Genomic DNA, 24079 nt, shown 5'->3' with positions numbered 1-24079 from the left:
ATGCAACTCGTGTGAAAACGGGGTCAGTTGACCCACCTTAGTCACTCGGGGGCATGTTCCACCGGAAAATGCCAGATCCCTCACCCCTCGGCCACACGGTGCGTAGCTTCGTCGTCACTCAGCCGAACCGCAGGCGGGAGGGGAGCCACGGTGCCCGGAATCGACGAGTGCTTACTGGAGGCCATGCGACTGCCCGGTGCCCGGGGCGCCGCGCTGGTCGACTGGACGAGCGGGCTTGCCCTGGGCGTCGTAGGAGAGTCGCCCGGGGGTGACCAGGAGGCCAGTGCCGCCGAGGCCGCCGAGCTGGCGCGGCTCGCGGCGGAGCACCGGGCGTTCGCGTCCGTCGGGGAGGACGGTGAGGCGGCCGACGATCCTCCGCTGGAGGATCTGATCGTCAGCAACCGGGACAGCTATCACGTGCTGCGGTTCGTGCGGACGTCGTTCGACAGCAGTGTGTTCCTGCATCTGTGGCTGACCCGCGCGGAGGGCAACCTCGCGCTGGCCCGCATCCGGCTCGGCGAGATGGCCGGACGGCTGGTGCTGGGATGACCGCGGTCAAGGCAACGCCCACCACCCCGCCGCCCCGGCTGCCGGTGCGGGCCAAGGCAGCGGCCGGCGAACGGGGTTGGGGCGGCGTCTCGCCGATGCTGACCCGGCTCGCCGCCGAGGAGGCCACCGGTGTCCTCGTCCGCGAGCGCGGCAGCCTGCACCTCGTCGACGGCCACGTCGTGCACGCCGAGAGCCCGTCCGCCCCCGGCCTCGACCTCCTCCTCACCGCGCACGGCACCCTGCGCGCCGGTGCCTGGGAGGCCGCGGCCAGGGCGACCGACGAACGGCACGCCACGACCCGACTGCTGCTGGACGGCGGCCAGTTGAGCTCCGGCGCGCTGGAGCTGTGCCATCTCGGGGCGCTGTACGACGCGGCGTACTTCGTGCTCGCGCCGAGCAGCACCCCGGGCCGGTTCCGCTACGGCGTCACGCATCCGCTCGGAGGTGTGCGGCCGGTTCCGGTGGCCGCACTGGAGCGGGAGACGCTGCGCCGCCGCGATCTGCTGCACCGGGTGTGGCCGGACGCGGCGACGGACGGCGCGCCGCTGGTGCGGGCCGACCCCGTCGCGCCCCCGCCGGTCACCGCCCGGCAGGCGGCGGTGCTGGCGCGGGTGGACGGCGTCCGTACGGCGCCGGACATCGCGCGGGTGCTGGGGCGGCGGGCGTACCCCACGCTGCTGGACATCCGGCGGCTGGTGTCGGCGGGGCTCGTGTCGCCCCGGCCGCCCGCGCCCGCCGCCGATCCCCTGCCCGACGTCACCGATCCCGACATCACCTTGCTGAAGAGGCTCAGAGATGCGCTGGAGGCCCTTTGAGTGGCAGCGAGCACGCGCCGAGAGGAGAGAGCCGATGGCCTCCGAGGCAGAGATCCTCGACGAGCTGCGCCGGTTGAGAGCCCGCGTGCCCCAGCTGACCGGGGCGCTGGCGACGGGCGTCGACGGTCTCGTCCTGGCGCAGGACACCCCGGGCGTCGAGCCGGAGCGGGTGGCCGCGCTCACCGTGACGGCGCTCGGCGTGGCCGTACGGATGGCGGACGCGACCGGGCAGGGCGACTTCCGCGAGCTGATCGTGCGCGGGGTCTACGGCTATGTCGCGACCTACGCGGCGGGCCGCGGCGCCGTGCTGACCGTGCTCGCCCAGGACCGGGTCCATGTCGGCCGGCTGCTGCTGGAGGGCCGCCGCGCGGGGGCCCGGATCGGAGAACTGGTCGACGCCGAGGCGGCTGTCGCGGCAGAGAAGGCAGAGACCGAAGCCGTCGTGCCCGAGGAACGGACCGACCCGGCGCCGCCCGCCAAGGCGCCCCCGAAAACCACCACCGCACGAACGAGAACAGCGCGCGCACCACGCACCACCACAGGCACCAACGCGCGTACCACCACGGAAAGTTGAACGGAACCAAAGGAGCACTGTCATGGCCAACACCGAAACCTCCCTCAAAGAGGCGCTGACCTCCATCGAGGGCGCGACCGGGGTCGCGCTCGTCGACTACACCAGCGGTATGGCGCTCGGCACGATGGGCGGCAGCAAGACCTTCGACCTCGGCGTCGCCGCCGCCGGGAACACCGACGTCGTGCGCTCCAAGCTGCGCACGATGGAACACCTCGGCCTGAAGGGCGAGATCGAGGACATCCTGATCACGCTGTCCAGCCAGTACCACCTGATCCGCCTGATCAAGGGACGCGGCGGCAACGGCCTCTTCCTCTACCTGGTCCTGGACTCCAACCGGGCCAACCTGGCGATGGCCAGGCACCAGTTGAAGAAGATCGAGACGGACCTGGAGGTATAGGCCCCCGGTCAGGCGAAGACGTCGCTGCGGCGGCGCGCCCCGCCCGGGGTCGCGTCGCCCGCGGCGATGCCGGTGGAGCGGTAGCCCTTGACCGGCTTGCCGGCGGGGGCGCCGTCGCGCTTGTCCAGCCAGTCCACGCGGATCCACAGCAGGACGTCGTCGGCGCGTTCACGGCGACCCAGCCAGGCGGCTTTCAGTCGCAGCCCGGTACCGGCACCGGCGAGCAGCATCCCGCCCGCCGCGGGCACGGCGAACCCGCCGGCCAGCGCGAGGGCGAAGGCGAGGACGAGCCACCAGCGGTGGGCGCGGCGCCAGTTCCGGGTGCTCACCGCGCGGTCCTGGAGCACGTCGTGCTTCCCGGCCCGGGCGGCACCGCGGGCCAGCGCGTTGTAGCGCCCGCGGCGCGTGTACGACACCACGGCCGCCGCGAGAATGAACAGCGCGGCCCCGGCCATCACCCCGATCCGGCGCCCGGTGATACCGGGCAGCAGCACCCCGACACCCGCCGCGAGCACCCCGAACCACCACATCGGGGCGGCTCCGGCCCGTACGACGACTGCCACTCGGGCCAGCCCCTGGACTCTGCGATCTCCGCGTGCCACGTCCCGCCTCCTGGTCGTGCCGGCACAGTTCTGTCCGGCGGGGAGACTAGTGAGCGAACGTGAGACGAGTCTGAGAAGACACCGGACGGGACGGGGCGTCTCACTCCACGAACAGCCCCCGCGCCGCCGCCCGCGCGTCGAACTCCTCCAGCCTCGCCTGCGCGTCCGGCAGGTCGTCGCACATCGCCTCCAACAGCACCCGGCCCAGCAGCATCGGCGCGCAGGCCGTGTCGAAGGCGAGGCCGGTGCCGACGGCGGCCGGGATCAGCAGGTCGGAGACCTTGGCGACCGGGGCGAACGCCGAGTCCGCGACGGTGACGACGGTCAGGCCCGCCTCCCTCGCGTACGCCAGCGTGTCGACGACCTCGCGCGGGTGCCGGGGCAGCGCGAAGCAGAGCAGGGTGGTGGCGCCGGCCCGGACGGCCGCGTCGATCCGGTCGTGGATCATCGTGCCGCCCTCGTTGAGCAGCCGTACGTCCGGATGGACCTTGGCGGCGAAGTACGCGAAGCCGTACGCCTGGGAGGCCGCCGCGCGCAGGCCGAGGACGGGCAGCGGGCGCGAGGCGGCGAGCAGCCGGCCGGCCTTGGCGACCGGCCGGGGGTCGGCCAGTATCTCGGCGAGGTGCTTCAGGTTCTCGATCTCGGCCTCTACGGCCTGCTGGTACTCGTTGTACGACGCGGTGTCCGGGGCCGACTCGGCGGGCGCGACCTCGCGGAGGTGTTTGCGCAGCGCCGGGTAGCCGTCGAAGCCGAGGGCGACCGCGAAACGGGTCACGGAGGGCTGGCTGACGCCGGCGAGTTCGGCGAGTTCGACGCTGGAGAGGAACGGCACGTCGGCGGCGCGGCGCACCATGCTGTGCGCGATGCGCCGCTGGGTCGGCGTGAGCCGGTGCCCCTCGAAGAGCGCCTGTAGCCGTGCGGCCGGGCTGTCGGTCACACCCACACTCCTGTCCACGGCCGAGTCCACGCCCGAGTCCATGCCCGCATCCGCGTTCCCCTCCACCATCCCGTCCACACTCCTGTCCACGCTCATGACGTGCTCCCCCTCCAGATCTCGGTGAACCGGTCCAGCAGTCCCGCCGCCGCCGTCACATCGTCCGTGAGCGGCCGGTCCGCCGTCTCGTCGTCGAGCACCGATTCGGCCAGCTCCAGCGCGCGGCCGACCGGGAGTTCCGGGTCGGGCCGCAGGTCGCGCTGGCGCAACGCCCGTACGGCGGCGACCAGTTCGCAGCCGACGACGAGACGGTACGCGCGGCAGGCGCGCAGTGTCTGACGTGCGGCGAGCGAGGCGAAGCTGGCCTGTTCCTCGACGCCCCGGGAGAGTACAGCGTGGCCGAGCGAGGCGGGAGCCGAGAACGCGCGCAGGTCGCCGAGGGCGGCGGCAGCGGCGTACTCCAGGATCATCACCCCGGAAGACGCGGCCTCGTTGTCCGCGAGGAACGGCTTGAGGCGGGTGAACGCGGGCTCGTTCAGCGAGGAGAGCCGGGACGTCGACAGCCGGGCGACCTGGGTGAGCGCGAGCCTGAAGTGGTCCAGGGCGAGGACGAGTTGGGCCTGGTAGAAACCGCCGTGGTGGTAGGCGGTCATGTCCTCGGCGGAGATGAAGGGGTTCTCGGCGGCGGCGTTGATCTCGATCGCGAGCACCGCCTCCAACGCGTCCGCCGCGTCATGCGCGGGACCGTGGATCTGCGGCAGACACCGGAACCCGTACGGGTCCTGAATCCGCCCGAGGGGTGGGGTGGGCCGGTCGGCGGCCCCGATCAACTCCCGCATGCGCCGGGCGACTTCGGTCGAACCCCGGTGCGGCCGAGCGGCGTGCACGGGCGCGGCGAACGGCTCGTGCGACCCGTCGACGGCGAGGAGGGAGAGCGCCCCGACGACCTGGGTCGCCCCGATCAGCCCCCGCAACTCGTGCAGGGCGAGGGCGGATTGGCCGAGGGTGAGGGCGTTGCTGCTGATCATCGCCAACGCGTCGTTGTTGTCGAGGGGTTGGGGCTCGGGGACGCCCGCAAGACCGGGACCACCGAAGACGCTCCGCCAAGGATGCTCCCCCACCAGCGCCAACCCCACCTGAGCCAGCGCCGCGATGTCCCCCGTCCCCACCGACCCGAACTCGTTGACGACCGGATACACCCCGTTCTCCAGCGCCTCGCACAGCGCCGTGACGACCGTCGGCCGTAGCCCCGCGCCCCCCGCCAGCAACTGGTTCGCGCGGACCGCGAGCATCGCCCGGACCTCCCGCGCCGGGAGCTCGTCGCCGATCGCGCCGGCATGGCTGCGCAACAACCTCAACCCGTGCTCGGCGGCCGCCTCCGTGGGCACGTCTTCGTTCCGGTTGGCGCCGACGCCGGTCGAGCGGCCGTAGACGCGGCCGGTCGCGGCGATCTGGCGGGCCGCGTCCCAGGACTCGGTCGCGCGCTTCATCGCGTCGGTGCCGGGGACCGGGCGGGCGTCCCCGTCGGCGAGGCGTACGACGTCGGTGACCCCGAAGCCGACCCCGTCGAGGACGACCAGATCGGTGCCTCCGGACAGCGCCACATCGGAGGCGTCCACGATCTGAGACGACATAAGTCGACGAACTCCCCTCAATCAGGACACTCGATCTTGCCTGCCGGGCATCCGTTACTTCGGATTAACGCGGAGACATTGACAAACTATTCAGACACCGAGAACTCTGCATGACGTTATACAGCCGGGCAAGGGACAACTCATGATCCAGTTCGACGCGGTCCACAAACGCTTCCCCAACGGCACGACAGCAGTTCACGACCTCTCCCTGGAGATGCCGGAAGGCGGGGTCACCGTACTGGTCGGTTCCTCCGGTTGCGGCAAGACGACCACCCTTCGGATGATCAACCGGATGATCGACCCGACCTCGGGCGTCATCAAGGTCGGCGGCAAGGACGTCACCCAACAGGACGCGGCCGAACTGCGCCGCTCCATCGGGTACGTCATCCAGCAGTCGGGGCTCTTCCCGCACCGCACCGTCCTCGACAACATCGCCACCGTGCCGCTGCTCCTGGGCCACGGACGGAAGAAGGCCAGGGCCCGCGCCGCCGAACTCCTTGAGACCGTCGGGCTCGCCGCCGACGCCGGGAAGCGGTACCCGCACCAGCTCTCCGGCGGCCAGCAGCAGCGCGTCGGCGTGGCCCGCGCGCTCGCCGCCGACCCGCCGGTGCTGCTGATGGACGAGCCGTTCGGCGCCGTAGACCCGGTCGTGCGCACCCAGCTCCAGGACGAACTGCTCAGGCTCCAGAAGGAGTTGAACAAGACCATCGTCTTCGTCACGCACGACGTCGACGAAGCCGTACGGCTCGGCGACCGCATCGCGATCTTCCGCACCGGCGGTCACCTCGTCCAGTGCGCGGCCCCCGCCGAACTCCTCGCCCGCCCGGCCGACGACTTCGTCGCCGACTTCCTCGGCGCCGAACGCGGCCTCAAGCTGCTCTCCCTGAAGACCCTCGCCGAGGTCCCGCAGGGCCCGGCCCCCGAGGGCGGCACCTGGACCCTGGTCGTGGACGAGGCGCGCAAGCCCCTCCACTGGGCGGCGAAGGACGCCGAGATACCCGTACGACCCCTGACGGACGGCGACTCCCTCCTCGCCGCCCTCAACGAGTCCGTCGCCTCCCCGAACGGCCTGATCGCCCGCGTCGACGCGGCCGGCGTCCTCACCGGCGTCTCCTCCCGCGACGACATCCACACCCACGCGGGCCAGGTCCATGCGGAAGCGCGAGTGGCGGCGTGACCATCGACTGGTCGTGGATAGGCGACCACACCGACGACCTCACCAGCCTCACGCTCTCGCACCTCCAGGCCGCGATGACCGCCGTCTTCTTCGGCCTGCTGATCTCGCTACCGCTGGCCGTGGTCGCCCATCGAGTCCGGCCGCTCCGAGGCTTTCTGCTCGGCCTGTCGAACGTCCTCTTCACGATCCCGTCGATCGCGATCTTCGTGCTGCTCCTCCCGATCAGCGGCCTGACCCGCACCACGACCGTGATCGGCCTGACGGTCTACACGCTGGTCGTGCTGCTGCGGAACACGGTCGAGGGCCTCGACTCGGTGCCCGCGAAGACGAAGGAGGCCGCGAAGGCGATGGGTACGCGCCCCCTGCGCACGCTCCTCACCGTCGAACTCCCCCTCGCGCTCCCGGTGATCATGGCCGGCGTCCGCATCGCGACCGTCATGTCGATCTCCCTCGTCTCGGTCGCGACCTACATCGGCGACGGCGGCCTCGGCCAGCTCTTCACCGACGGCTTCCAGCGTGACTTCCCGACGCCGGTGATCGTGGGAGTGGTCCTCACCCTGCTGCTCGCCGTGGTCGCGGACGCGGCCCTGGTCGCCCTCCAGTACGTACTCACCCCGTGGAAGAGGCGGCGAGCCTGATGTTCGAACTCTTCAAGAACCTCGGCAAGTGGCTGACCAGCGGCTCCCAGTGGGCCGGTACGGACGGCATCGCGCACCGCCTCGCCGAGCACCTCCAGTACTCGCTCCTCGCGACCCTCATCGCCGCCGCGATCGGCCTCCCGCTCGGCCTGCTGATCGGCCACACCGGCAAGGGCGCGTTCCTCGCGATCAACCTCGCCTCCTTCGGCCGCGCCCTGCCGACCGTCGGCCTGGTCGTCCTCGTCTTCCTCGCCAGCGGCCTGTCCATGTGGCCGGTGTACATCGCGCTGGTCGCCCTCGCGGTCCCGTCGATCGTGACGAACACCTACGCCGGCATGACGGCCGTGGACCCGGACGTGAAGGACGCGGCACGCGGGCAGGGCATGCGCGGCCACCAGGTCCTCTTCCAGGTCGAGTTGCCCCTCGCGCTCCCCCTGATCATGACCGGCCTGCGGCTCGCGCTCATCCAGGTGGTCTCCACGGCAACCGTCGCCGCGTACGTCTCCTTCGGGGGCCTCGGCCGCTTCGTCTTCGACGGACTCGCCCAGCGCGACCTCGTGCAGGTGCTCGGCGGTGCGGTGCTCGTCGCCGTCGTGGCCATCGTCCTGGACCTCGGCCTCTCCGGCCTCCAGCGCTTCCTCTTCCGCCACCGCACCGCCTAGGGAAACCGGGAACCCCGAAATGAACCGTCGCACCCTCCTCGGCGCCCTCGCCGGAACGGCCGTCGCCGTCCCCGTCCTGTCCTCCTGCGCGAGCGGCGTCACCTCGCTCGACGGCGGGGGCTCCAGCGGCGGTGGCAGCGCCTCCAGCAAGAACGGCGTCACCATCGGCACCGCCAACTTCACCGAGAACCAGGTCCTCGGCTACCTCTACGCCGCCGCCCTCGAAGCGGCCGGCGTGAAGGTCAAGGTCCGCCCCAACCTCGGCACCCGCGAGATCGTCTTCCCCGCTCTCAAGAGCGGCGACATCGACCTCCTCCCCGAGTACCAGGGCTCCCTGCTCACCTACCTCCAGCCCAAGTCCAAGGTCGCGGAGGCGGGCGAGATGCAGAACGCCCTCACCCTCGCCCTCCCCTCCGGCCTCCAGGTCCTGCCCTACGGCATCGCCGAGGACGCGGACTGCTTCGTCGTCACCCGCGCGACCGCCAGGAAGTACGGCCTCACCTCACTGGCCGACCTGGCGAAGCACAACGGCAAGCTGACCCTCGGCGCCTCCGCCGAGGTGAAGACCCGTCAGGTGGGCGTCGTAGGACTGAAGGACGTGTACGGCGTGGAGTTCAAGGAGTTCAAGTCCCTTGATTCCGACGGGCCGTTGGTGAAGGGCGCGCTGAAGAAGGGCGATGTGGACGTGGCGAACCTGTTCACCACCGACACCGACATCAAGGCCAACGACTGGGTCGTCCTGACCGACCCGAAGACCCTGATCCCCAGCCAGCACATCGTCCCGCTGATCGCCGACCGCGTGGCCGACCCCACCGTCCGCAAGGCCCTCGCGCGGCTCGGCAACCTCCTCACGACGGCCCAACTCACCGAGCTGAACCGCCAGGTGGACAAGGACAAGAAGGACCCGGAGGACGTGGCGAACACGTACGCGAAGCAGCACGGCATCACGAAGTAGTCGCCGGGCGAAGTAATGACCGGTCGATGATCTGACGACGAATCACCCAAGCGTCGTTAAATCGGCACTCTGGGTAACTAGGCGCATGCGTAGGGTGATTTCACGCTCACCACCTGAGGAAACGCATGGCCTCGAACCGCAGGGCCTTTCTGACGGCCACCGCCGTCGGCGCGCTGGCCGCCGCACCCGCGACCACCCCTACGACCGCCACCGCCGCCGTCGGTCCACCGCCCCACCCGACCACCGCTCCCGCCGCGCTCGCCGAACTCCTGGACGGCAACCGCCGCTACGCCACCGACCACTCCCGCCACCCGGACGAGAGCCGCCGACTCCGTCACCAACTGGCCGTCGCGCAGCACCCGTTCGCGGTGATCGTCGGCTGCATCGACTCCCGGGTGCCGCCGGAGCTGGTCTTCGACCAGGGCCTCGGCGACCTGTTGTGCATAAGGACGGCCGGCGAGGTCCTGGACGAGGCGGTGCTCGCGTCCATCCAGTACGGGGTGGAGGAACTGCGCATCCCCCTGGTGCTGGTGCTCGGCCACGAGCGCTGCGGCGCGGTGGCGGCGACCCTCGCGCACCTGGAGACCGGCGCCCCCGTCCCGGGTCATCTCGCCCTCCTGGTCGACGAGATCAGCCCGGCCGCGCGCCGCACCCGCGCCCTGCCCGGCGACTGGGCCGAGCACACCATGCGGGCCCACACGGCCTGGGTCCGGGACGCGATCCGCGCCGACCCCGCCTTCACCTCCGCGCATGTCGTCGCGGCCCGCTTCGACCTCGACACGGGGCTCGTGTCGATGCTGCCGTAGCCCCAACTCCCGCTGCCGCAAGCCCACTTCCCCCCACGCTCCTGACGCGAAGAAGCTCATGAACATGAACGGCGTGCTCTCCGTCCTGCCCTCCCCCGCCGACTTCCGCACCATGACCCGCGCCCCTCGCCGCGACCTCCTTTGCGGCCTCACGGTCGCCGTCGTAGCGCTCCCGCTCGCCCTCGGTTTCGGGGTGACGTCCGGTCTCGGCGCCGCCTCCGGCCTGATCACCGCGATCGTCGCGGGCTCGCTCGCCGCGCTGTTCGGCGGCTCCGCGCGCCAGGTCAGCGGGCCGACCGGCGCGATGACCGTGGTCCTCGTCCCGATCGTCCACGAGTACGGCGCGAACGGCGTCCTGACGGTCGGTCTGATCTCCGGCTTCATGCTCCTCGTGCTCGCCTTCGCCCGCGCGGGAGCGGCGATGGCCTACGTCCCCGCACCCGTGATCGCCGGTTTCACGATCGGCATCGCGTGTGTGATCGGGCTCCAGCAGGTGCCGTCGGCGCTGGGCGTGCCCACCCCGAGCGGTGACCAGGTCGCGGTGGTCGCGGCCCGGGCGGCGGAGGAGTTCGACGCGACCCCGCACTGGGCCGCGCTGCTGCTGGCCCTCGGCTCGGCCGCGCTGATGCTGGCCGGGGCGCGCTGGAAGCCCACGGTTCCCTTCTCCCTGGCGGCAGTTGCCGTGGCGACGATCGTCTCGGAGGCGCTGCACCTGCACGTGACCCGGCTGGGCACGCTCCCGGCGTCGATCCCGGCGCCGTCCCTCGCCTTCCTGGACGTCTCCCGGGTTCCGTCCCTCCTGCTCCCCGCAGCGGCGGTGGCGGCACTGGCCGCCCTCGAATCCCTCCTGTCGGCCTCCGTCGCGGACGCGATGCGGCCCGGTGAACGGCACAACCCCGGCAAGGAACTCTTCGGCCAGGGCATCGCCAACCTCGCGGCCCCGCTGTTCGGCGGAGTCCCGGCCACGGGCGCCATCGCCCGCACCGCGGTCAACGTCCGCACCGGCGCGACCTCCCGCCTGGCCGCCCTCGCGCACGCCGTGATCCTCGCCGGGATCGTCGCGGTCGCGGCGCCGCTGGTGGGCCGTATCCCGCTGGCCGCGCTGGCCGGAGTGCTGCTGGCGACGGCGATCCGCATGGTGGAGACGGACGCGGTCCGCGCGATGGCCCGCTCGACGCACGGCGACGCCCTGGTCCTGGTCCTCACCGCGGCCGGCACCCTCGCCCTCGACCTGGTGCGCGCGGTGCTGATCGGCCTCGGCGTCTCGGTCCTGCTCGCCCTGCGCGCGGCGATGCGCGGCACCCACCTGACCCCGGCCACGACCGACGGACTCCCGGGCGCGGCAGGCACGGTGACCTACCGCTTCGACGGCCCGCTCCTCTTCGCCGCCGCCCACCGCTTCCGCCGCAGCCTCGCCGACGTCCAGGACGTGACGGCCGTGGACCTGCGGCTGTCGGGGCTGACGGCGGTGGACGCGACGGGCGCGCTCGCGCTGAAGGACGCGGTCGGCGAGCTGCGGGACCGGGGTATCGAGGTCAGCATCACGGGCGTCGAGCACGGTCATCGCCGGGTGCTGGAGTCGCTCGGGGTGCTCCCGGTGAACCCGACGTCCAACAGGGGGGCTATCCCCAGTGCAGCGGGCGCGGCGGCTCCCTAATCTGAGTCGCATGACGGGAATGGACGCGAACGACGTCGAACTCAAGAAGGAACTCAACGCCACCCTGCAAGCGCGCAGGGAACTCGGCGACGAGTACGAGTCGGCGCTGGTCGACTCGTTCCTGGAGAAGGTCGACCAGCGGATCGACGGCGCGGTGGAGCGCCGGGTGCGCCGGCAGATGGCCGAGCAGCAGATGGTGGTGGCGCGCGGTTCCCGCGGGCCGAAGGCCGCCAACGACTCCTGGGGCGAACGCTTCGGGTTCGGCATCGTCTCGATGGTCCTGGCGATCCCGCTGTCCGCGATCGGCGGCGGCATCGCCCACCTCCCCGGCCTCCTGGTGGCCTGGGCCGGCATCGTCGGCGTCAACGCCGTCCAGGCCGCCCGCACGAACCCGGGCCTCTTCGGCGGCCGACGCCGTGGGTCCTCCCGGTCCGATGACGACGCGTGGGAGGACTGACCGTGCCGGTCACGCCTGGCGGGTCGGCAGCACCACGATCTGCCGCAGATTGACGTGCCGGGCGCGGCTCGCCGCGTAGGCCACGACGTCGGCGACCTCCTCGGCGGACAGTCCGCCCAACGCCCCGAACAGCTCGTCCAGTTGGGCGCTCATCTCGGGGCTGCCGACGTGCGTCCCCAGCTCGGTGTCGGTCAGCCCCGGCTCGATGTTGGTGACCCGCACGTCACGGGGCCCGAACTCGGAGCGCAGCGACTGGGAGATGTAGGTGACGGCGGCCTTGGTGGCGCCGTAGACCGCGTAACCGGGGAACATGACGTGCGCGCCGATGGACGAGACGTTCACCAGGTCCGCGGTACTGCCCTCCCCGGCCGCCGCCAGGTCCCCGGTGAAGGCGCGGATGACGCGCAGGACGCCGGTCACGTTGGTGTCGAGCATCCGCCGCCACTCGTCGATCCGCCCGTCGTCGACGGGGTGCGGCAGCATGACACCGGCGGCGTTCACGACCAGGTCGACGCCTCCGAACGTCTCGTGGACGCGCACGGCGGCCGCCTCCACGGACGCGTCGTCGGTGACATCGGCGACGACCGCGAGGGCCTGTCCCCCGTCGGCCCGGATCTTCCCGACGATCGCGTCCAGCCGTTCCCCGCGCCGGGCCAGCAGCGCCACCCGCGCCCCGTTCGCGGCCAGTTGAACGGCCACAGCCTGGCCGATCCCGCTGGCGGCCCCGGTGACGACGGCGGTACGGCCGGCCAGATTCTCGTACGACATGAGGTGCTCCTGTGATGGGTGCCACCGGGGCGGTTCCCCGGCGGCACCCACCACACTGGTCCGGTGCGTCGGGGCTACCCAGGGATGCGTTTTTCCTGGGTCTGGCAGTACCAGGTTGGGAAGCGGGCGAGGGTGTGGTGGGGTGACCGCCCCTGGTTCGCCCCTCGGCTTCCGCCTGATCGGCGACCAGGACGATGCCGCCGCGGAAACCACCTTGCGCCAGCAGGGTGTGCGCTTCGGCGACCCGCTCGAACGGGAACATCCTGGCGACGCGCAGATCCAGCCGGCCGCCCACGACCCGAAGGTCACCGCCGCCGTGACCCAGGCCCTCGCCGCCCTCTCCCCGCCTCGAACGCGGCACTAGCATCGAACCCATGGACGGGGACATCGGAGACTTCCTGCGCTCGCGCCGTGCTCGTATCCAGCCCGAGGAGGTGGGGCTGCCCTCGCACGGGCGCCGTCGCGTCCCCGGGCTGCGCCGCGAGGAGGTGGCGCAGCTGGCCGGGGTGAGCGTCGACTACTACATCCGGCTGGAACAGGGCCGCGGGCCTGGGGGCCCCTCCCGGACGAAGTCTGGGGGAGTCTCGGACGCGGTGCTCGACGCGATCGCCCGCGTCCTGCGCCTGGACGACACGGAACACGCCTACCTGCGCACGGTGGCCCGCCCCCAGCGCGGGAAGAAGCACCGGACGCCCGCGCCCCGGGTCCGCCCCGGTGTCCAGGTGCTGCTGGACGGCATGGACCGCATGCCGGCGTTCGTGCTCGGCCCGCGGATGGACGTGCTGGCGTGGAACACGCTCGCCGACGCGCTGAGCGGCTTCAGCGCCATGCCCGCCGCCGTGCGCAACATCCCGCGCCACGTCTTCCTCGACCCGGCCTCGCGCGACCTCTACCCCGACTGGACCGCGGTCGCCGCACAGGCCGTCGCCAACCTGCGGGTGACCTCGGGCCGCGGCGACGACCCGGAGCTGAGTGCCCTGGTCGGTGAACTCTCCCTCCGGAGCGAGGACTTCCGCCGCCTGTGGGCCGACCACGAGGTCAAGGAGTGCGCCTACGGCGTGAAGCGCGTCCGGCATCCGGTCGCGGGCCTGCTGACGCTGCCGTACGAAACACTCGCGGTACCGGGGGAGTTGGACCAGACGATCGTGGTCTACACACCGGAGCCGGGTTCGGAGACGGCGGAGCGCCTTGCGCTGCTGGGGAGTTGGGCCACCACGGGGCCCGCGGGACCTACGGGGTCTGCGAGGCCGTAGCCGGTGTGGCCGGAGAAAAAGCTATGCGCGGGGACCGCCGCACCCCCCGTTGCCGGGAGGGCGGGACGACGGCGGTCCCCGCGAGGGACGCGTGCCGGGTCAGGGCCAGGCGTGCGCGTCCTAGGCGTCGGTGGAGGTCCGGGAGCCGCTCCGGAGGTCCGTGACGCCGTTTTTGTGTCGGCGAGGCGGGGAGCCGCTCCCGCCCTGCCGACATCCACCAATCTGCCCGACGCTTGTTAAGCGTGTGCTGCGTGGACGTGACGCCCTCGTACCACTTCCGCGAAGTCCACCGTTTTGGTGGGCAACCGCAAAGTCGCCGTCGACACGGGCCGTTCACCGGACGTTTTGCTACTGCTTGCCGCCCTTGGCGAGGAAGGACAGCAGGTCCTGCCGGCTGATGACACCGGTCGGCTTGCCCTCGACCAGGACGATCGCCGCGTCGGCGCCGCCCAGCACGGTCATCAGGTCGCCCACCGGCTCACCGGAGCCGACCTGCGGCAGCGGGGCCGACATGTGCTTCTCCAGCGGGTCGGTCAGCGAGGCGCGCTGGGTGAACAGGGCGTCCAGCAGCTCCCGTTCGACGACCGAGCCGACGACCTCCGCCGCCATGACGTCCGGGTGACCGGCGCCCGGCTTCACGATCGGCATCTGCGAGACGCCGTACTCGCGCAGCACCTCGATGGCCTCGCCGACCGACTCCTCCGGGTGCATGTGCACGAGGGACGGGATGGCGCCGTGCACCTTGTCGTTGAGGACGTCGGCGACGCGGGCGCTGGGACCCTCGTCCTCCAGGAAGCCGTAGTCGGCCATCCACTCGTCGTTGAAGATCTTCGAGAGGTACCCACGACCGCTGTCGGGCAGCAGCACGACCACGACGTCGTCGGGGCCGAGCCGCTCGGCGACCCGCAGAGCGGCCACGACGGCCATCCCGCAGGAGCCACCCACGAGCAGCCCCTCCTCCTTGGCCAGCCGGCGGGTCATCTGGAAGGAGTCCTTGTCGGACACGGCGACGATCTCGTCGGCGACGGTCCGGTCGTAGGCGGTCGGCCAGAAGTCCTCACCGACGCCCTCGACGAGATACGGCCGCCCGGACCCGCCGGAGTACACGGACCCCTCGGGGTCGGCGCCGACGACCTGCACCCGGCCCTCGCTGGCGTCCTTGAGGTAGCGCCCGGTGCCGGAGATGGTCCCGCCGGTGCCCACACCCGCGACGAAGTGGGTGATCTTCCCCTCGGTCTGCTGCCACAGCTCGGGGCCGGTCGAGTGGTAGTGGGAGAGCGGGTTGTTGGGGTTGGAGTACTGGTCCGGCTTCCAGGCGCCCGGCGTCTCGCGGACCAGCCGGTCGGAGACGTTGTAGTACGAGTCCGGGTGCTCGGGGTCCACCGCGGTCGGGCAGACGACCACTTCGGCGCCGTACGCGCGCAGCACGTTGATCTTGTCGGTGGACACCTTGTCGGGGCACACGAAGATGCAGTGGTACCCCTTCTGCTGGGCGACGATGGCCAGGCCGACGCCGGTGTTGCCGCTGGTCGGCTCGACGATGGTGCCGCCGGGCTGAAGCTCCCCGCTCTTCTCGGCCGCCTCGATCATGCGCAGCGCGATGCGGTCCTTCACGGATCCGCCGGGGTTGAAGTACTCCACCTTGGCCAGAACGGTCGCCTGGATGCCCGCGGTCACGCTGTTGAGCCTCAGCAGCGGGGTGTTGCCGACGAGGCTGATCATCGAGTCGTGGAATTGCACCGTTGTCTCCGGTTGCTGCAAAGAAGTGTCGTGAATGGTCCTGTCAGCGTAAGGCCCGGAAATGACGTTCACCGCCCGTTGAGATTGGACGACGTGCTGTTCGGGGCAAGGAGTGGATGACGGCTTAGAGGAGGTGGCGGCGACGTATGACGAGGATGTCGAGGGCGCGGGTGGCCCGGCGGATCGCGGCCGGTGCGGCGTACGGCGGTGGCGGGGTCGGACTGGTGGGTGCGGCGGCGATCGGGCTGGTGCTGGCCGAGGTCCGCTTCGTGAAACGGCATGTGGGCAACGACCATGCGCCGGGCAGCAACCATGTGCCGAGCGCGGACGGCCGGTACGGACATGTCTACGACACCCCGGGTGAACCCCCGATCCGGCTGACCATGCTCGGCGACTCCACGGCGGCGGGCCAGGGTGTCCACCGGGCGGCCCAGACCCCGGGCGCGCTGCTGGCGTCCGGGCTCGCGGCGGTCTCGGAACGCCCGGTCGAGCTGCACAACGTGGCCCTCCCGGGCGCCCAGTCCGACGACCTGGACCGCCAGGTGGCGCTCGCCCTCGCGGACACCACCCGGGTGCCCGACGTCTGCGTGATCATGATCGGCGCGAACGACGTCACCCACCGCATGCACCCGACCAGATCGGTCCGCCATCTGTCGGCGACGGTACGACGGTTGCGCACGGCCGGCGCCGAGGTGGTCGTCGGCACCTGCCCCGACCTCGGGACGGTCGAGCAGGTCCAGCAGCCGCTGCGCTGGCTGGCCCGCCGGGCCTCGCGGCAGCTGGCGGCGGCCCAGACGATCGGCACGGTCGAGCAGGGCGGCCGCACGGTGTCGCTGGGCGACCTGCTGGGCCCCGAGTTCGCGGCGAACCCCCGCGAGCTGTTCGGCCCGGACAACTTCCACCCCTCGGCGGAGGGCTACGCGACCGCCGCGATGGCCATCCTCCCGACCGTGTGCGCCGCGCTGGGCCTCTGGCCGGCCGAGGAGGACCGCCCGGACGCGTCCCGCCGAGAGGGCTTCCTGCCGGTGGCACGGGCTGCCGCGGAGGCGGCTTCGGAGGCGGGGACGGAGGTCACGGCGGCGATGCCTACGGGGCCGCGGGGGCCGTGGGCGTTGCTGAAGCGGCGGAAGAGGAGGCGGGTACCGGAGCCGGAGGCGGCGACCCCCTCCAGCCCGTCCGGCGTTTGAGGACGAGGCCCTTCGGGGCCGACGGGGGGTCTGGGGACGCAGCCCCCAGGGACGCCCGCCCCCACCGGCCCGCCCGCTCATCCGCCGGAGGCCCAAGCAAGCGCTTAGAAAACTGCGGCCAGGGTCACACCGCGATCCCCGTGACCTGCGCCATACGTACGGGTAACTTCCCAAGAAGCCCCGCACATCACCGTACGTACGCCAATGGAGCCGTGATGCCCGAAGCCGTCATCGTCTCGACCGCCCGCTCCCCCATCGGCCGCGCCGTCAAGGGCTCCCTCAAGGACCTGCGCCCCGACGACCTCACCGCCACGATCATCCAGGCCGCCCTCGCCAAGATCCCCGAGCTGGACCCGAAGCTCATCGAGGACCTGATGCTCGGCTGCGGCCTCCCCGGCGGCGAGCAGGGCTACAACCTCGGCCGGATCGTCGCCGTACAGATGGGCATGGACCACCTGCCGGGCTGCACGATCACCCGCTACTGTTCCTCGTCCCTCCAGACCAGCCGCATGGCCCTGCACGCCATCAAGGCCGGCGAGGGCGACGTCTTCATCTCGGCCGGCGTCGAGATGGTCTCCCGCTACGCCAAGGGCAGCTCCGACGGCCTCCCGGGCACCACGAACCCCCTGTTCGACGAGGCGCAGGCGCGCACCGTCGCCACCGCCACGTCCGAGGGCTCCACCTGGCACGACCCGCGTGAGGACGGCCTGCTCCCCGACCCGTACATCGCGATGGGCCAGACCGCGGAGAACCTCGCCCGGATCAAGGGCGTCACCCGCCAGGACATGGACGAGTTCGGCGTCCGCTCGCAGAACCTCGCCGAGGAAGCCATCAAGAACGGCTTCTGGGAGCGCGAGATCACCCCGGTCACGCTGCCCGACGGCACGGTCGTGTCGAAGGACGACGGCCCGCGCGCCGGCGTCACCCTGGAGGGCGTCTCCGGCCTCAAGCCGGTGTTCCGCCCCGACGGCCTGGTCACGGCCGGCAACTGCTGCCCGCTGAACGACGGCGCCGCGGCGGTGGTCATCATGAGCGACACGAAGGCCCGCGAGCTCGGCCTCACGCCCCTCGCCCGGATCGTGTCGACCGGCGTCTCCGGCCTCTCCCCCGAGATCATGGGCCTCGGCCCGGTGGAGGCGTCCAAGCAGGCGCTGGGCCGCGCCGGTCTCACCGTCGACGACATCGACCTGTTCGAGATCAACGAGGCGTTCGCCGCCCAGGTGATCCCGTCCTACCGCGACCTGAACATCCCGCTGGAGAAGCTGAACGTGAACGGCGGCGCGATCGCCGTCGGCCACCCCTTCGGCATGACCGGCGCCCGCATCACCGGCACGCTGATCAACTCCCTCCAGTTCCACGACAAGCAGTTCGGTCTGGAGACGATGTGCGTCGGCGGCGGCCAGGGCATGGCGATGGTCATCGAGCGCCTCAGCTGACCAACTCCCCGTAATCGCGCGGGAACTTTGCGTCACCACTTGGCCCGGAACCCAGTAACCACCTGGGTTCTGGGCCGATTTGTGATCCAATCTCCCCCAGGATGTGACCTATCTCCCTTCGAAGAAGGATTTTCCCAGGTCAGGACCGTTTCACCACCAAACATCGGGCCCAAAGTCCTGCCCGTTTCGTGACGTTACGCACTGACAGCTGGTTAGTCCGCCCTTCAAGCTGATGTAGGAAGTCGGGGGTCGACTTTGAACCGGGAGTACGTCAGTGAGCGCCATGCCGATCGCTTTGCTGCTCACCACGGCCGCCACAGGCGCCGTGGGCGTCGCCGTCCTGCGCACCCTCTTGGTGCTCCGTCGACAGGTGGCGGACCTGCACACCGAACTGGCCGAGGGCCGGGCCGCCGCCGTACGGGCGCTCGTGCCCGCCGCCCGCAGCCACACCGACGCGGATGAGATACGCGCGGCCGTGGCCGAGGCGCTGGCCGAGGAGCGGGAGCGGGAACTGGCCGAGGCACGGGCCTTCTGGGCCGCCCAGGAGTCCCGCGACACCGAGGTGCCGACCCTGCTGGGTCTGCCCGACAGCGAGCTGTTCCTGCCCCGCCAGAGCGACTTCGTGGGCCTCGAACCGCTGGAGCCGGTCACCGAGTTCTCGGCGGACGCCGACGAGTTCGCCGGCGAGTCCCCCGAACTGGCCGCGGCCCGCCGCCGCCACCCGTCCCACCCGGACTTCGTCCCGGCCCAGTCACCGGTGGCGAACGACCACGAACGCACGGTGGCGACGCTGGAAGAGCTGGCCGAGTCCGCCGTGGAACTGGCCGACGTCCGCCCCGGCCCCCTGGGCACCCTCGATGTCTACGTCTTCGCCGACGGCACCACCCTCTGCATGACCCCGGGCCACCGCGAAACCGCCGAACGCCTAGCAGCGGCCCTCCACGCCGGCGAAACCCCGTTCCTCCTGGGCGGCTCCGGAGTCTCGGGCGCCTACACCCTGACCTTCGCGTGCGGCGAGGAGAACGTGTACATCCTGGCGGACAGGGTCATAGCGTCACTTTGACCGTCGAGTACGGGCCCGGTGGGGGCTGGTCGCGCAGTTCCCCGCGCCCCTAAAAGAACACGGCGGGCGTACGTTTTCAGGGGCGCGCGCGACAGACCGCAAGCCGCAAACGGCGGGCCGGCGGTCTTTAGGGGCGCGGGACTGTGCCAATCTGCGGCTCCGCCGCGCGGGCGCGACCAGCCACGACGCACCGCAGGCCGCCAACGAACCTCAGACCCCCGCCCTCTTCTGCGCCTCCGCGACCAACCCCACCGCCCGCTCGACCTCTGCGTCGTTCACCAGCACAACCGCCAAGTCATGCACAGCAACGGTGATTTGATCCGCCGCGGCGAACATCCCCGCATCCGGCATCTCCCGAGGCACCCCCAAGGGATCCTCGACCCGCTGCGCCCACAGGGCGAACTCCCTGGCCAGCCCCAAAGCCTCAGCGGCAGCGCCCCGTTGCAATCGGCTCTGCGGCGCAGCCCTGAGCCGATCCGCAAAGTGATCCACCGCTTGAGTCAACCGCGTCGTATCCACCACGCCGCGAGACTACGCGCCGTACCGGGACTGTTGCCAACGGGCGAACGCTCAGGCACGGTGACTTGAAGGACCGGCTTACACCCCATGCGTCCGGAGGCGCCGATGTCCCAAGTGTTCTCCCAGGAGACCCACCGCAACATGCTCGCCCGCATCCCTCACTGCACCGGTCGTGAAGTGTCCGACTGGCTGCGCACCGTCGACGAAGGCCCCGCCCTCTTCCGCTTCGAGGAGAAGGTCAGCTGGCTCCGCGCCGAGCACGACCTCGCGTACGGCCACGCCAAGGCGATCATTCACGAGTACGACCTGAGGAGGGCCGCGCGCAAACTGCTCTAGGCGCGCACCACGGACCGACCCATCACGGACATGACGAAGGGCCCCGGGAACGAACCCGGGGCCCTTTCGCGCACTACAGACGTGACCGCTGTCCGCTAGTTGTTGCTGTTGAGGATCGAGATGAGTCGCAGGAACTCCATGTAGATCCACACCAGCGTCAGCGTGAGCCCGAAGGCCGCGAGCCAGGCCTCTTCCTTGGGCGCGCCGTAGGCGATCCCGTCCTCGACCTGCTTGAAGTCGAGGGCGAGGAAGCACGCGCCGAGGATGATGCCGACGACGCCGAAGAAGATGCCGAGCGGGCCGCTGCGGAAGCCGAGGCCGTCACCGCCGCCGAACACCGAGAACAGCAGGTTCACGACCATCAGCATCACGAAGCCGAGCGCGGCCGCCATCACGAAGCCGTAGAACCGGCGGTTCACGCGGATCCAGCCCGCGCGGTACGCGATGAGCACGCCGGCGAAGACCGCCATGGTGCCGATCACGGCCTGCATGGCCGCGCCGCTCGCGATGCGGTTGTCGACGACGCTGGAGACGACGCCGAGGAAGACGCCTTCCAGTGCGGCGTACGACAGGATCAGCGCCGGGACGGGCTTGCGCTTGAAGGACTGGACGAACGCCAGGACCATCGCGACCAGCGCGGCGCCGATCCCGATGCCGTACGAACGGTTGATGTTGGCGTCGTCGACCGGGAGCAGCGCCCAGGCGAGGGCGGCCGTCACGATCAGCGTGCCGAGGGTGGTGCCGGTGCGCAGGACGACGTCGTCCATGGTCATCCGGCCGGTGGTGGCCGGGGCCTGCGGCGGTGCACCCTGCTGAAGGTCCTGCTGGGCGTACGGGTTCTGCGCGTACGGGTTACCGCCCGCGTAGGGGTTGCCCTGCGTGCCCACGGCGGGGCCCCCGGCCTGCGGCGCGGTGTTGAAGCCCGCGTAGCCGTTGTCGCGGCTGAACCCCCGTCGCGAGAAGACCGGGTTTCTGCTCCTCATTTCACTCCTCCATGGCCGCCTCGCGCGGCCTTGGGCTCAAGAGTAATAGGTAGGCAAAGGATTGACCCTACCTCTTGGGGAGGATCTTCCCCTCGTCCTGACAAGGTACGCGGTGGATCGCACGCCGTGCGAACACTGGTACCAAGCCGTGACGCCCCCCTTAGAGCCCCCTTATCTCCGCCCGTCTCCTTGTTCATCCAGGGGGAACCCGGTGTACGCCTCGGCAAGATCCGTCTCGGCCGCCTTCGACGCCGCGATCCGCTCCAGCCGGGCCAGTTGGAGCCGCCCCTCGAAGGGCGTCGCGTCGGGCGCGCGGTGCAGGAGGCTCGTCATGTCGTAGGAGAACCGCTCGGCCTGCCACACCCGCCGCAGACAGGTGGCGGAGTACCCGTCGAGCCGCTCCTCGCTCCCCGTCTCCTTCTTGTACGTCAGCGCCCTCGCGAAGGTGACGACGTCACCGACGGCGAGGTTGAGCCCCTTGGCTCCGGTCGGCGGCACGATGTGCGCGGCGTCCCCGGCGAGGAAGAGCCGGCCGTGGCGCATGGGCTCATGGACGTACGACCGCATGGGGGTGACGGACTTCTGGGTGATGGGACCGCGGTCGAGCTTCCAGCCGTCCTCCGTCTCGAACCGGCGCTCCAGTTCGGCCCAGATGTCGTCGTCGCTCCAGCCCTCCGCGTCCGCGCCCTCCTCCACCTGGAGGTAGAGACGGGAGACGGACGGGGAGCGCATGGAGAGGAGGGCGAAGCCGCGCTCGTGGCGGGCGTAGACCAGCTCGTCGTGGGAGGGCGCGACGTCGGCGAGGATGCCGAGCCAGGCGTAGGGGTACGACCGTTCGAAGACGCGGGTGAGTTCGGCGGGGATGGCGTTGCGGGCGACGCCCCAGAAGCCGTCGCACCCGACGACGTAGTCGCAGTCGAGGACGTCCTCGCGGCCTTGGTGCCGGAAGCGGACGCGGGGGTGGTCGGTGTCCGCGCCCTCCACCTCCAGCGCCTCCGCCTCGAACAACAGCGGTCCGCCGTCGGCGAGTTGAAGGGCGATCAGGTCCTTGCACACCTCGGTCTGCGCGTAGACCGTGACGCTACGGCCGCCGGTGAGGGCAGGGAAGTCGACGCGGTGCCGCTTCCGGTCGAACCGCAGCTCGATCCCGTCGTGCCGCAGCCCCTCCCGGTCCATCCGCTCACCGGCGCCGGCCGCCCGCAGCACGTCGACCGTGCCCTGCTCCAGGATCCCGGCGCGCTGCCGGTGCTCGACGTACTCCCGGTCCCGGCTCTCCAGCACGACCGAGTCGATCCCGGCGTTGTGCAGCAGCCGGGCGAGGAGGAGACCGGCGGGGCCGGCTCCGATGATGCCGACGGTGGTACGCATCGGACGTTCCCTTCGAGCGGGCGACAGTCACCTGGGTTCGCCTGGTGAAATTCTCTTCACTTGATCGGTACGACTCAAGTCTCCGACCGCACGGGCCACCTGTCAACGGTCGGGAAGGGGGTGGCGAGGACCACCGAGGGGACGCTACGGCAACTCACCGTTCCCGTGCGTCACGCCGAGTAACTGCGATGGTGCCCGGAGCCGGACTTGAACCGGCACGCCCGCGAAGGGGCAGCGAGGTTTAAGCTCGCCGTGTCTGCATTCCACCATCCGGGCAGGCCGTGGGCTCCGCATCGAGGTCACGAGCCTATCGGGACGCGCGTCCCCAACAGCGGGCAGGCGGACCGATGTTGTCTTATTTTATTGATGTCTGAGGGTGCATCAGACCACGGAATGCGCCATCAGCACTTGCCAACAGCCTTGCGTGCGATCTGGTGCCTCGTATGCGGAATGACGGAATTTCACCGCCCGAACGAGGGTGCTCCACCGGTTCTTGACGTGATCGTTCACAGAGGTGGGCCCAGGCGCCGTCTCGGGGGTCGCCCCAGGGGTCGCCTCGGGGGTGATCCTCATCCCCAGGTATGACAGCGCTGAGCGCAGTCCGACTGAAGGCTGCCCCCGGAACCGGAACAGCGGCTGACTACACGGCGCGATGGGGCAGAGAGGATGGGTGGCGTATCCAGCAATACCGTCGTCCCGACAGGAGCGCCCTCCGTGACCACCACCCCCATCGCCGACCGGACCACATCCGTGGCCGCGCGTGCCACGGATCTTTCCAAGATCTACGGACAGGGCGAGACCCAGGTGGTCGCCCTCGACCGGGTCTCCATCGCCTTCCGGCAGGCCGAGTTCACCGCGATCATGGGCCCCTCGGGGTCCGGCAAGTCCACGCTGATGCACTGCGTGGCCGGCCTGGACACCTTCTCGTCCGGTTCCGTGCGCATCGGTGACACCGAGCTGGGTTCCCTGAAGGACAAGCAGCTCACGAAGTTGCGCCGGGACAAGATCGGTTTCATCTTCCAGGCGTTCAACCTGCTGCCGACGCTGACGGCCCTGGAGAACATCACGCTCCCGATGGACATCGCGGGCCGCAAGCCGGACAAGCAGTGGCTGGACTCGGTGATCACGATGATCGGTCTCGCCGACCGGCTGAAGCACCGGCCGTCCCAGCTCTCCGGCGGCCAGCAGCAACGCGTCGCCGTGGCACGGGCGTTGGCCTCCCGCCCCGACATCATCTTCGGCGACGAGCCGACCGGAAACCTGGACTCGCGCTCCGGCGCCGAGGTGCTGGGCTTCCTCCGCAACTCCGTACGGGAGTTGGGCCAGACGGTGGTCATGGTCACCCACGACCCGGTCGCGGCGGCGTACGCGGACCGGGTGGTCTTCCTCGCGGACGGCCGCATCGTCGACGAGGTCTACGAGCCGACGGCGGACTCGGTACTGGACCGCATGAAGCAGTTCGACGCGAAGGTCCGCACCAGCTGACGTTCGGCGGATCTTCCTGACGGTCCCTCAACCCGCGGCCCCGGCAACCGACTTCACCGCCAGGGCCCCCGATTTCGCCGCCCC

The 24079-nt window shown here is 70.8% G+C and carries 26 protein-coding genes and 1 tRNA gene; 18 read left to right on the top strand and 9 right to left on the bottom strand.

Features of this window, described 5'->3' with window-relative positions; genetic code table 11:
- The first annotated feature begins 150 nt into the window (after positions 1 to 150).
- The 4 genes from OG194_RS27815 to OG194_RS27800 are packed head-to-tail and all read left to right on the top strand — an operon-like array spanning position 151 to position 2335.
- The gene (locus OG194_RS27815; RefSeq protein WP_327403523.1) at positions 151 to 549 is read left to right on the top strand and encodes a hypothetical protein; all 399 of its coding nucleotides are present in this window, start codon (positions 151 to 153) and stop codon (positions 547 to 549) included.
- Positions 546 to 1364, top strand: a complete 819-nt coding sequence (locus OG194_RS27810; RefSeq protein ID WP_327403522.1) for a transcriptional regulator — start codon at positions 546 to 548, stop codon at positions 1362 to 1364. The genes OG194_RS27815 and OG194_RS27810 overlap by 4 nt, the downstream gene beginning before the upstream one ends.
- A 34-nt stretch (positions 1365 to 1398) precedes the next feature.
- Entirely contained in the window at positions 1399 to 1938 is a 540-nt protein-coding gene (locus OG194_RS27805; RefSeq protein WP_327403521.1) for a roadblock/LC7 domain-containing protein, read from the top strand.
- 22 nt (positions 1939 to 1960) lie between these two features.
- The gene (locus tag OG194_RS27800) at positions 1961 to 2335 is read left to right on the top strand and encodes a hypothetical protein (RefSeq protein WP_327403520.1); all 375 of its coding nucleotides are present in this window, start codon (positions 1961 to 1963) and stop codon (positions 2333 to 2335) included.
- Positions 2336 to 2343: 8 nt separating this feature from the next.
- Here the strand turns inward: OG194_RS27800 and OG194_RS27795 are convergent, their stop codons facing one another.
- The 3 genes from OG194_RS27795 to OG194_RS27785 all read right to left on the bottom strand — a co-directional run bounded on the left by OG194_RS27795 (position 2344) and on the right by OG194_RS27785 (position 5505).
- Positions 2344 to 2937: a hypothetical protein gene (locus tag OG194_RS27795; protein WP_327403519.1), complete on the bottom strand. Its 594-nt coding sequence runs from the start codon at positions 2935 to 2937 to the stop codon at positions 2344 to 2346.
- Positions 2938 to 3037: 100 nt separating this feature from the next.
- Positions 3038 to 3916 carry a MurR/RpiR family transcriptional regulator gene (locus OG194_RS27790; protein ID WP_327407227.1) on the bottom strand — a complete coding sequence of 293 codons (879 nt, stop codon included), beginning with the start codon at positions 3914 to 3916 and terminating at the stop codon, positions 3038 to 3040.
- 50 nt (positions 3917 to 3966) lie between these two features.
- Entirely contained in the window at positions 3967 to 5505 is a 1539-nt protein-coding gene (locus tag OG194_RS27785; protein ID WP_327403518.1) for an aromatic amino acid ammonia-lyase, read from the bottom strand.
- Between the two features lie 142 nt (positions 5506 to 5647).
- Between OG194_RS27785 and OG194_RS27780 the strand changes: the two genes are divergently transcribed.
- The 7 genes from OG194_RS27780 to OG194_RS27750 all read left to right on the top strand — a co-directional run bounded on the left by OG194_RS27780 (position 5648) and on the right by OG194_RS27750 (position 11857).
- Positions 5648 to 6682, top strand: a complete 1035-nt coding sequence (locus OG194_RS27780; RefSeq protein WP_327403517.1) for an ABC transporter ATP-binding protein — start codon at positions 5648 to 5650, stop codon at positions 6680 to 6682.
- Positions 6679 to 7320 carry an ABC transporter permease gene (locus OG194_RS27775; RefSeq protein ID WP_327403516.1) on the top strand — a complete coding sequence of 214 codons (642 nt, stop codon included), beginning with the start codon at positions 6679 to 6681 and terminating at the stop codon, positions 7318 to 7320. Before OG194_RS27780 ends, OG194_RS27775 begins: the two co-directional genes overlap by 4 nt.
- Positions 7320 to 7982 carry an ABC transporter permease gene (locus tag OG194_RS27770; RefSeq protein ID WP_327403515.1) on the top strand — a complete coding sequence of 221 codons (663 nt, stop codon included), beginning with the start codon at positions 7320 to 7322 and terminating at the stop codon, positions 7980 to 7982. Before OG194_RS27775 ends, OG194_RS27770 begins: the two co-directional genes overlap by 1 nt.
- Positions 7983 to 8001: 19 nt before the next feature.
- A complete protein-coding gene (locus tag OG194_RS27765; protein WP_327403514.1) occupies positions 8002 to 8937 on the top strand; it encodes an ABC transporter substrate-binding protein in 936 nt (311 codons plus the stop codon).
- Positions 8938 to 9062: 125 nt separating this feature from the next.
- Positions 9063 to 9743, top strand: coding sequence for a carbonic anhydrase (locus OG194_RS27760; RefSeq protein ID WP_327403513.1), 681 nt, complete (start codon positions 9063 to 9065; stop codon positions 9741 to 9743).
- 58 nt (positions 9744 to 9801) lie between these two features.
- Positions 9802 to 11400, top strand: a complete 1599-nt coding sequence (locus OG194_RS27755; protein WP_327403512.1) for a SulP family inorganic anion transporter — start codon at positions 9802 to 9804, stop codon at positions 11398 to 11400.
- A 19-nt stretch (positions 11401 to 11419) separates the two neighbouring features.
- The gene (locus OG194_RS27750; protein WP_327407226.1) at positions 11420 to 11857 is read left to right on the top strand and encodes a hypothetical protein; all 438 of its coding nucleotides are present in this window, start codon (positions 11420 to 11422) and stop codon (positions 11855 to 11857) included.
- A gap of 9 nt (positions 11858 to 11866) precedes the next feature.
- Here OG194_RS27750 and OG194_RS27745 read toward each other — a convergent pair whose 3' ends face one another.
- Complete coding sequence (locus OG194_RS27745) at positions 11867 to 12625, bottom strand: SDR family oxidoreductase (protein WP_327403511.1); 759 nt, start codon at positions 12623 to 12625, stop codon at positions 11867 to 11869.
- A 142-nt stretch (positions 12626 to 12767) separates the two neighbouring features.
- Between OG194_RS27745 and OG194_RS27740 the strand changes: the two genes are divergently transcribed.
- Together OG194_RS27740 and OG194_RS27735 are read left to right on the top strand one after the other, a co-directional pair.
- Complete coding sequence (locus tag OG194_RS27740; RefSeq protein WP_327403510.1) at positions 12768 to 12989, top strand: hypothetical protein; 222 nt, start codon at positions 12768 to 12770, stop codon at positions 12987 to 12989.
- A 10-nt stretch (positions 12990 to 12999) separates the two neighbouring features.
- Positions 13000 to 13878 carry a helix-turn-helix transcriptional regulator gene (locus tag OG194_RS27735; RefSeq protein WP_327403509.1) on the top strand — a complete coding sequence of 293 codons (879 nt, stop codon included), beginning with the start codon at positions 13000 to 13002 and terminating at the stop codon, positions 13876 to 13878.
- Positions 13879 to 14226: 348 nt separating this feature from the next.
- Here the strand turns inward: OG194_RS27735 and OG194_RS27730 are convergent, their stop codons facing one another.
- A complete protein-coding gene (locus tag OG194_RS27730; RefSeq protein WP_327403508.1) occupies positions 14227 to 15618 on the bottom strand; it encodes a cystathionine beta-synthase in 1392 nt (463 codons plus the stop codon).
- 146 nt (positions 15619 to 15764) lie between these two features.
- Between OG194_RS27730 and OG194_RS27725 the strand changes: the two genes are divergently transcribed.
- The 3 genes from OG194_RS27725 (at position 15765) to OG194_RS27715 (ending at position 19304) form a co-directional block, all read left to right on the top strand.
- On the top strand, positions 15765 to 16805 hold the full coding sequence (locus tag OG194_RS27725; RefSeq protein ID WP_327403507.1) for an SGNH/GDSL hydrolase family protein: 1041 nt from the start codon (positions 15765 to 15767) through the stop codon (positions 16803 to 16805).
- Between the two features lie 215 nt (positions 16806 to 17020).
- Positions 17021 to 18241: an acetyl-CoA C-acetyltransferase gene (locus OG194_RS27720; protein WP_019064020.1), complete on the top strand. Its 1221-nt coding sequence runs from the start codon at positions 17021 to 17023 to the stop codon at positions 18239 to 18241.
- A 274-nt stretch (positions 18242 to 18515) separates the two neighbouring features.
- Positions 18516 to 19304, top strand: coding sequence for a hypothetical protein (locus OG194_RS27715; protein ID WP_327403506.1), 789 nt, complete (start codon positions 18516 to 18518; stop codon positions 19302 to 19304).
- A gap of 210 nt (positions 19305 to 19514) precedes the next feature.
- On the opposite strand, the gene OG194_RS27710 is transcribed toward OG194_RS27715, so the two are convergent.
- Complete coding sequence (locus OG194_RS27710; RefSeq protein ID WP_327403505.1) at positions 19515 to 19826, bottom strand: hypothetical protein; 312 nt, start codon at positions 19824 to 19826, stop codon at positions 19515 to 19517.
- Positions 19827 to 19928: 102 nt separating this feature from the next.
- Between OG194_RS27710 and OG194_RS27705 the strand changes: the two genes are divergently transcribed.
- Positions 19929 to 20159, top strand: a complete 231-nt coding sequence (locus OG194_RS27705; protein WP_026151524.1) for a DUF4287 domain-containing protein — start codon at positions 19929 to 19931, stop codon at positions 20157 to 20159.
- Positions 20160 to 20254: 95 nt separating this feature from the next.
- Here the strand turns inward: OG194_RS27705 and OG194_RS27700 are convergent, their stop codons facing one another.
- The 3 genes from OG194_RS27700 to OG194_RS27690 all read right to left on the bottom strand — a co-directional run bounded on the left by OG194_RS27700 (position 20255) and on the right by OG194_RS27690 (position 22786).
- Positions 20255 to 21142, bottom strand: coding sequence for a Bax inhibitor-1/YccA family protein (locus OG194_RS27700; RefSeq protein ID WP_327403504.1), 888 nt, complete (start codon positions 21140 to 21142; stop codon positions 20255 to 20257).
- A gap of 171 nt (positions 21143 to 21313) precedes the next feature.
- Entirely contained in the window at positions 21314 to 22510 is a 1197-nt protein-coding gene (locus tag OG194_RS27695) for a 4-hydroxybenzoate 3-monooxygenase (protein ID WP_327403503.1), read from the bottom strand.
- A gap of 189 nt (positions 22511 to 22699) precedes the next feature.
- Positions 22700 to 22786, bottom strand: a tRNA-Leu gene (locus OG194_RS27690).
- Positions 22787 to 23224: 438 nt separating this feature from the next.
- Here OG194_RS27690 and OG194_RS27685 point away from each other — a divergent pair.
- Positions 23225 to 23995 (top strand): ABC transporter ATP-binding protein, encoded by a 771-nt coding sequence (locus OG194_RS27685; protein ID WP_327403502.1) that lies wholly within the window; start codon positions 23225 to 23227, stop codon positions 23993 to 23995.
- Positions 23996 to 24079 lie beyond the last annotated feature (84 nt).

The sequence above is a fragment of the Streptomyces sp. NBC_01288 genome (assembly GCF_035982055.1).
In the GTDB taxonomy this organism is placed as follows: Bacteria; Actinomycetota; Actinomycetes; order Streptomycetales; family Streptomycetaceae; genus Streptomyces.
The sequence above is the reverse complement of the archived record's forward strand: the minus strand, read 5'-3'. Positions and strand labels throughout refer to the sequence as shown.

Coding starts and splice junctions, on each gene's coding strand:
- OG194_RS27810 (WP_327403522.1), top strand. CDS start 546: ATGACCGCGGTCAAGGCAACGCCCACCACCCCGCCGCCCCGGCTGCCG.
- OG194_RS27805 (WP_327403521.1), top strand. CDS start 1,399: ATGGCCTCCGAGGCAGAGATCCTCGACGAGCTGCGCCGGTTGAGAGCC.
- OG194_RS27800 (WP_327403520.1), top strand. CDS start 1,961: ATGGCCAACACCGAAACCTCCCTCAAAGAGGCGCTGACCTCCATCGAG.
- OG194_RS27790 (WP_327407227.1), bottom strand. CDS start 3,916: ATGGACTCGGGCGTGGACTCGGCCGTGGACAGGAGTGTGGGTGTGACC.
- OG194_RS27785 (WP_327403518.1), bottom strand. CDS start 5,505: ATGTCGTCTCAGATCGTGGACGCCTCCGATGTGGCGCTGTCCGGAGGC.
- OG194_RS27780 (WP_327403517.1), top strand. CDS start 5,648: ATGATCCAGTTCGACGCGGTCCACAAACGCTTCCCCAACGGCACGACA.
- OG194_RS27770 (WP_327403515.1), top strand. CDS start 7,320: ATGTTCGAACTCTTCAAGAACCTCGGCAAGTGGCTGACCAGCGGCTCC.
- OG194_RS27765 (WP_327403514.1), top strand. CDS start 8,002: ATGAACCGTCGCACCCTCCTCGGCGCCCTCGCCGGAACGGCCGTCGCC.
- OG194_RS27760 (WP_327403513.1), top strand. CDS start 9,063: ATGGCCTCGAACCGCAGGGCCTTTCTGACGGCCACCGCCGTCGGCGCG.
- OG194_RS27755 (WP_327403512.1), top strand. CDS start 9,802: ATGAACATGAACGGCGTGCTCTCCGTCCTGCCCTCCCCCGCCGACTTC.
- OG194_RS27750 (WP_327407226.1), top strand. CDS start 11,420: ATGGACGCGAACGACGTCGAACTCAAGAAGGAACTCAACGCCACCCTG.
- OG194_RS27745 (WP_327403511.1), bottom strand. CDS start 12,625: ATGTCGTACGAGAATCTGGCCGGCCGTACCGCCGTCGTCACCGGGGCC.
- OG194_RS27735 (WP_327403509.1), top strand. CDS start 13,000: ATGGACGGGGACATCGGAGACTTCCTGCGCTCGCGCCGTGCTCGTATC.
- OG194_RS27725 (WP_327403507.1), top strand. CDS start 15,765: ATGACGAGGATGTCGAGGGCGCGGGTGGCCCGGCGGATCGCGGCCGGT.
- OG194_RS27720 (WP_019064020.1), top strand. CDS start 17,021: ATGCCCGAAGCCGTCATCGTCTCGACCGCCCGCTCCCCCATCGGCCGC.
- OG194_RS27705 (WP_026151524.1), top strand. CDS start 19,929: ATGTCCCAAGTGTTCTCCCAGGAGACCCACCGCAACATGCTCGCCCGC.
- OG194_RS27700 (WP_327403504.1), bottom strand. CDS start 21,142: ATGAGGAGCAGAAACCCGGTCTTCTCGCGACGGGGGTTCAGCCGCGAC.
- OG194_RS27695 (WP_327403503.1), bottom strand. CDS start 22,510: ATGCGTACCACCGTCGGCATCATCGGAGCCGGCCCCGCCGGTCTCCTC.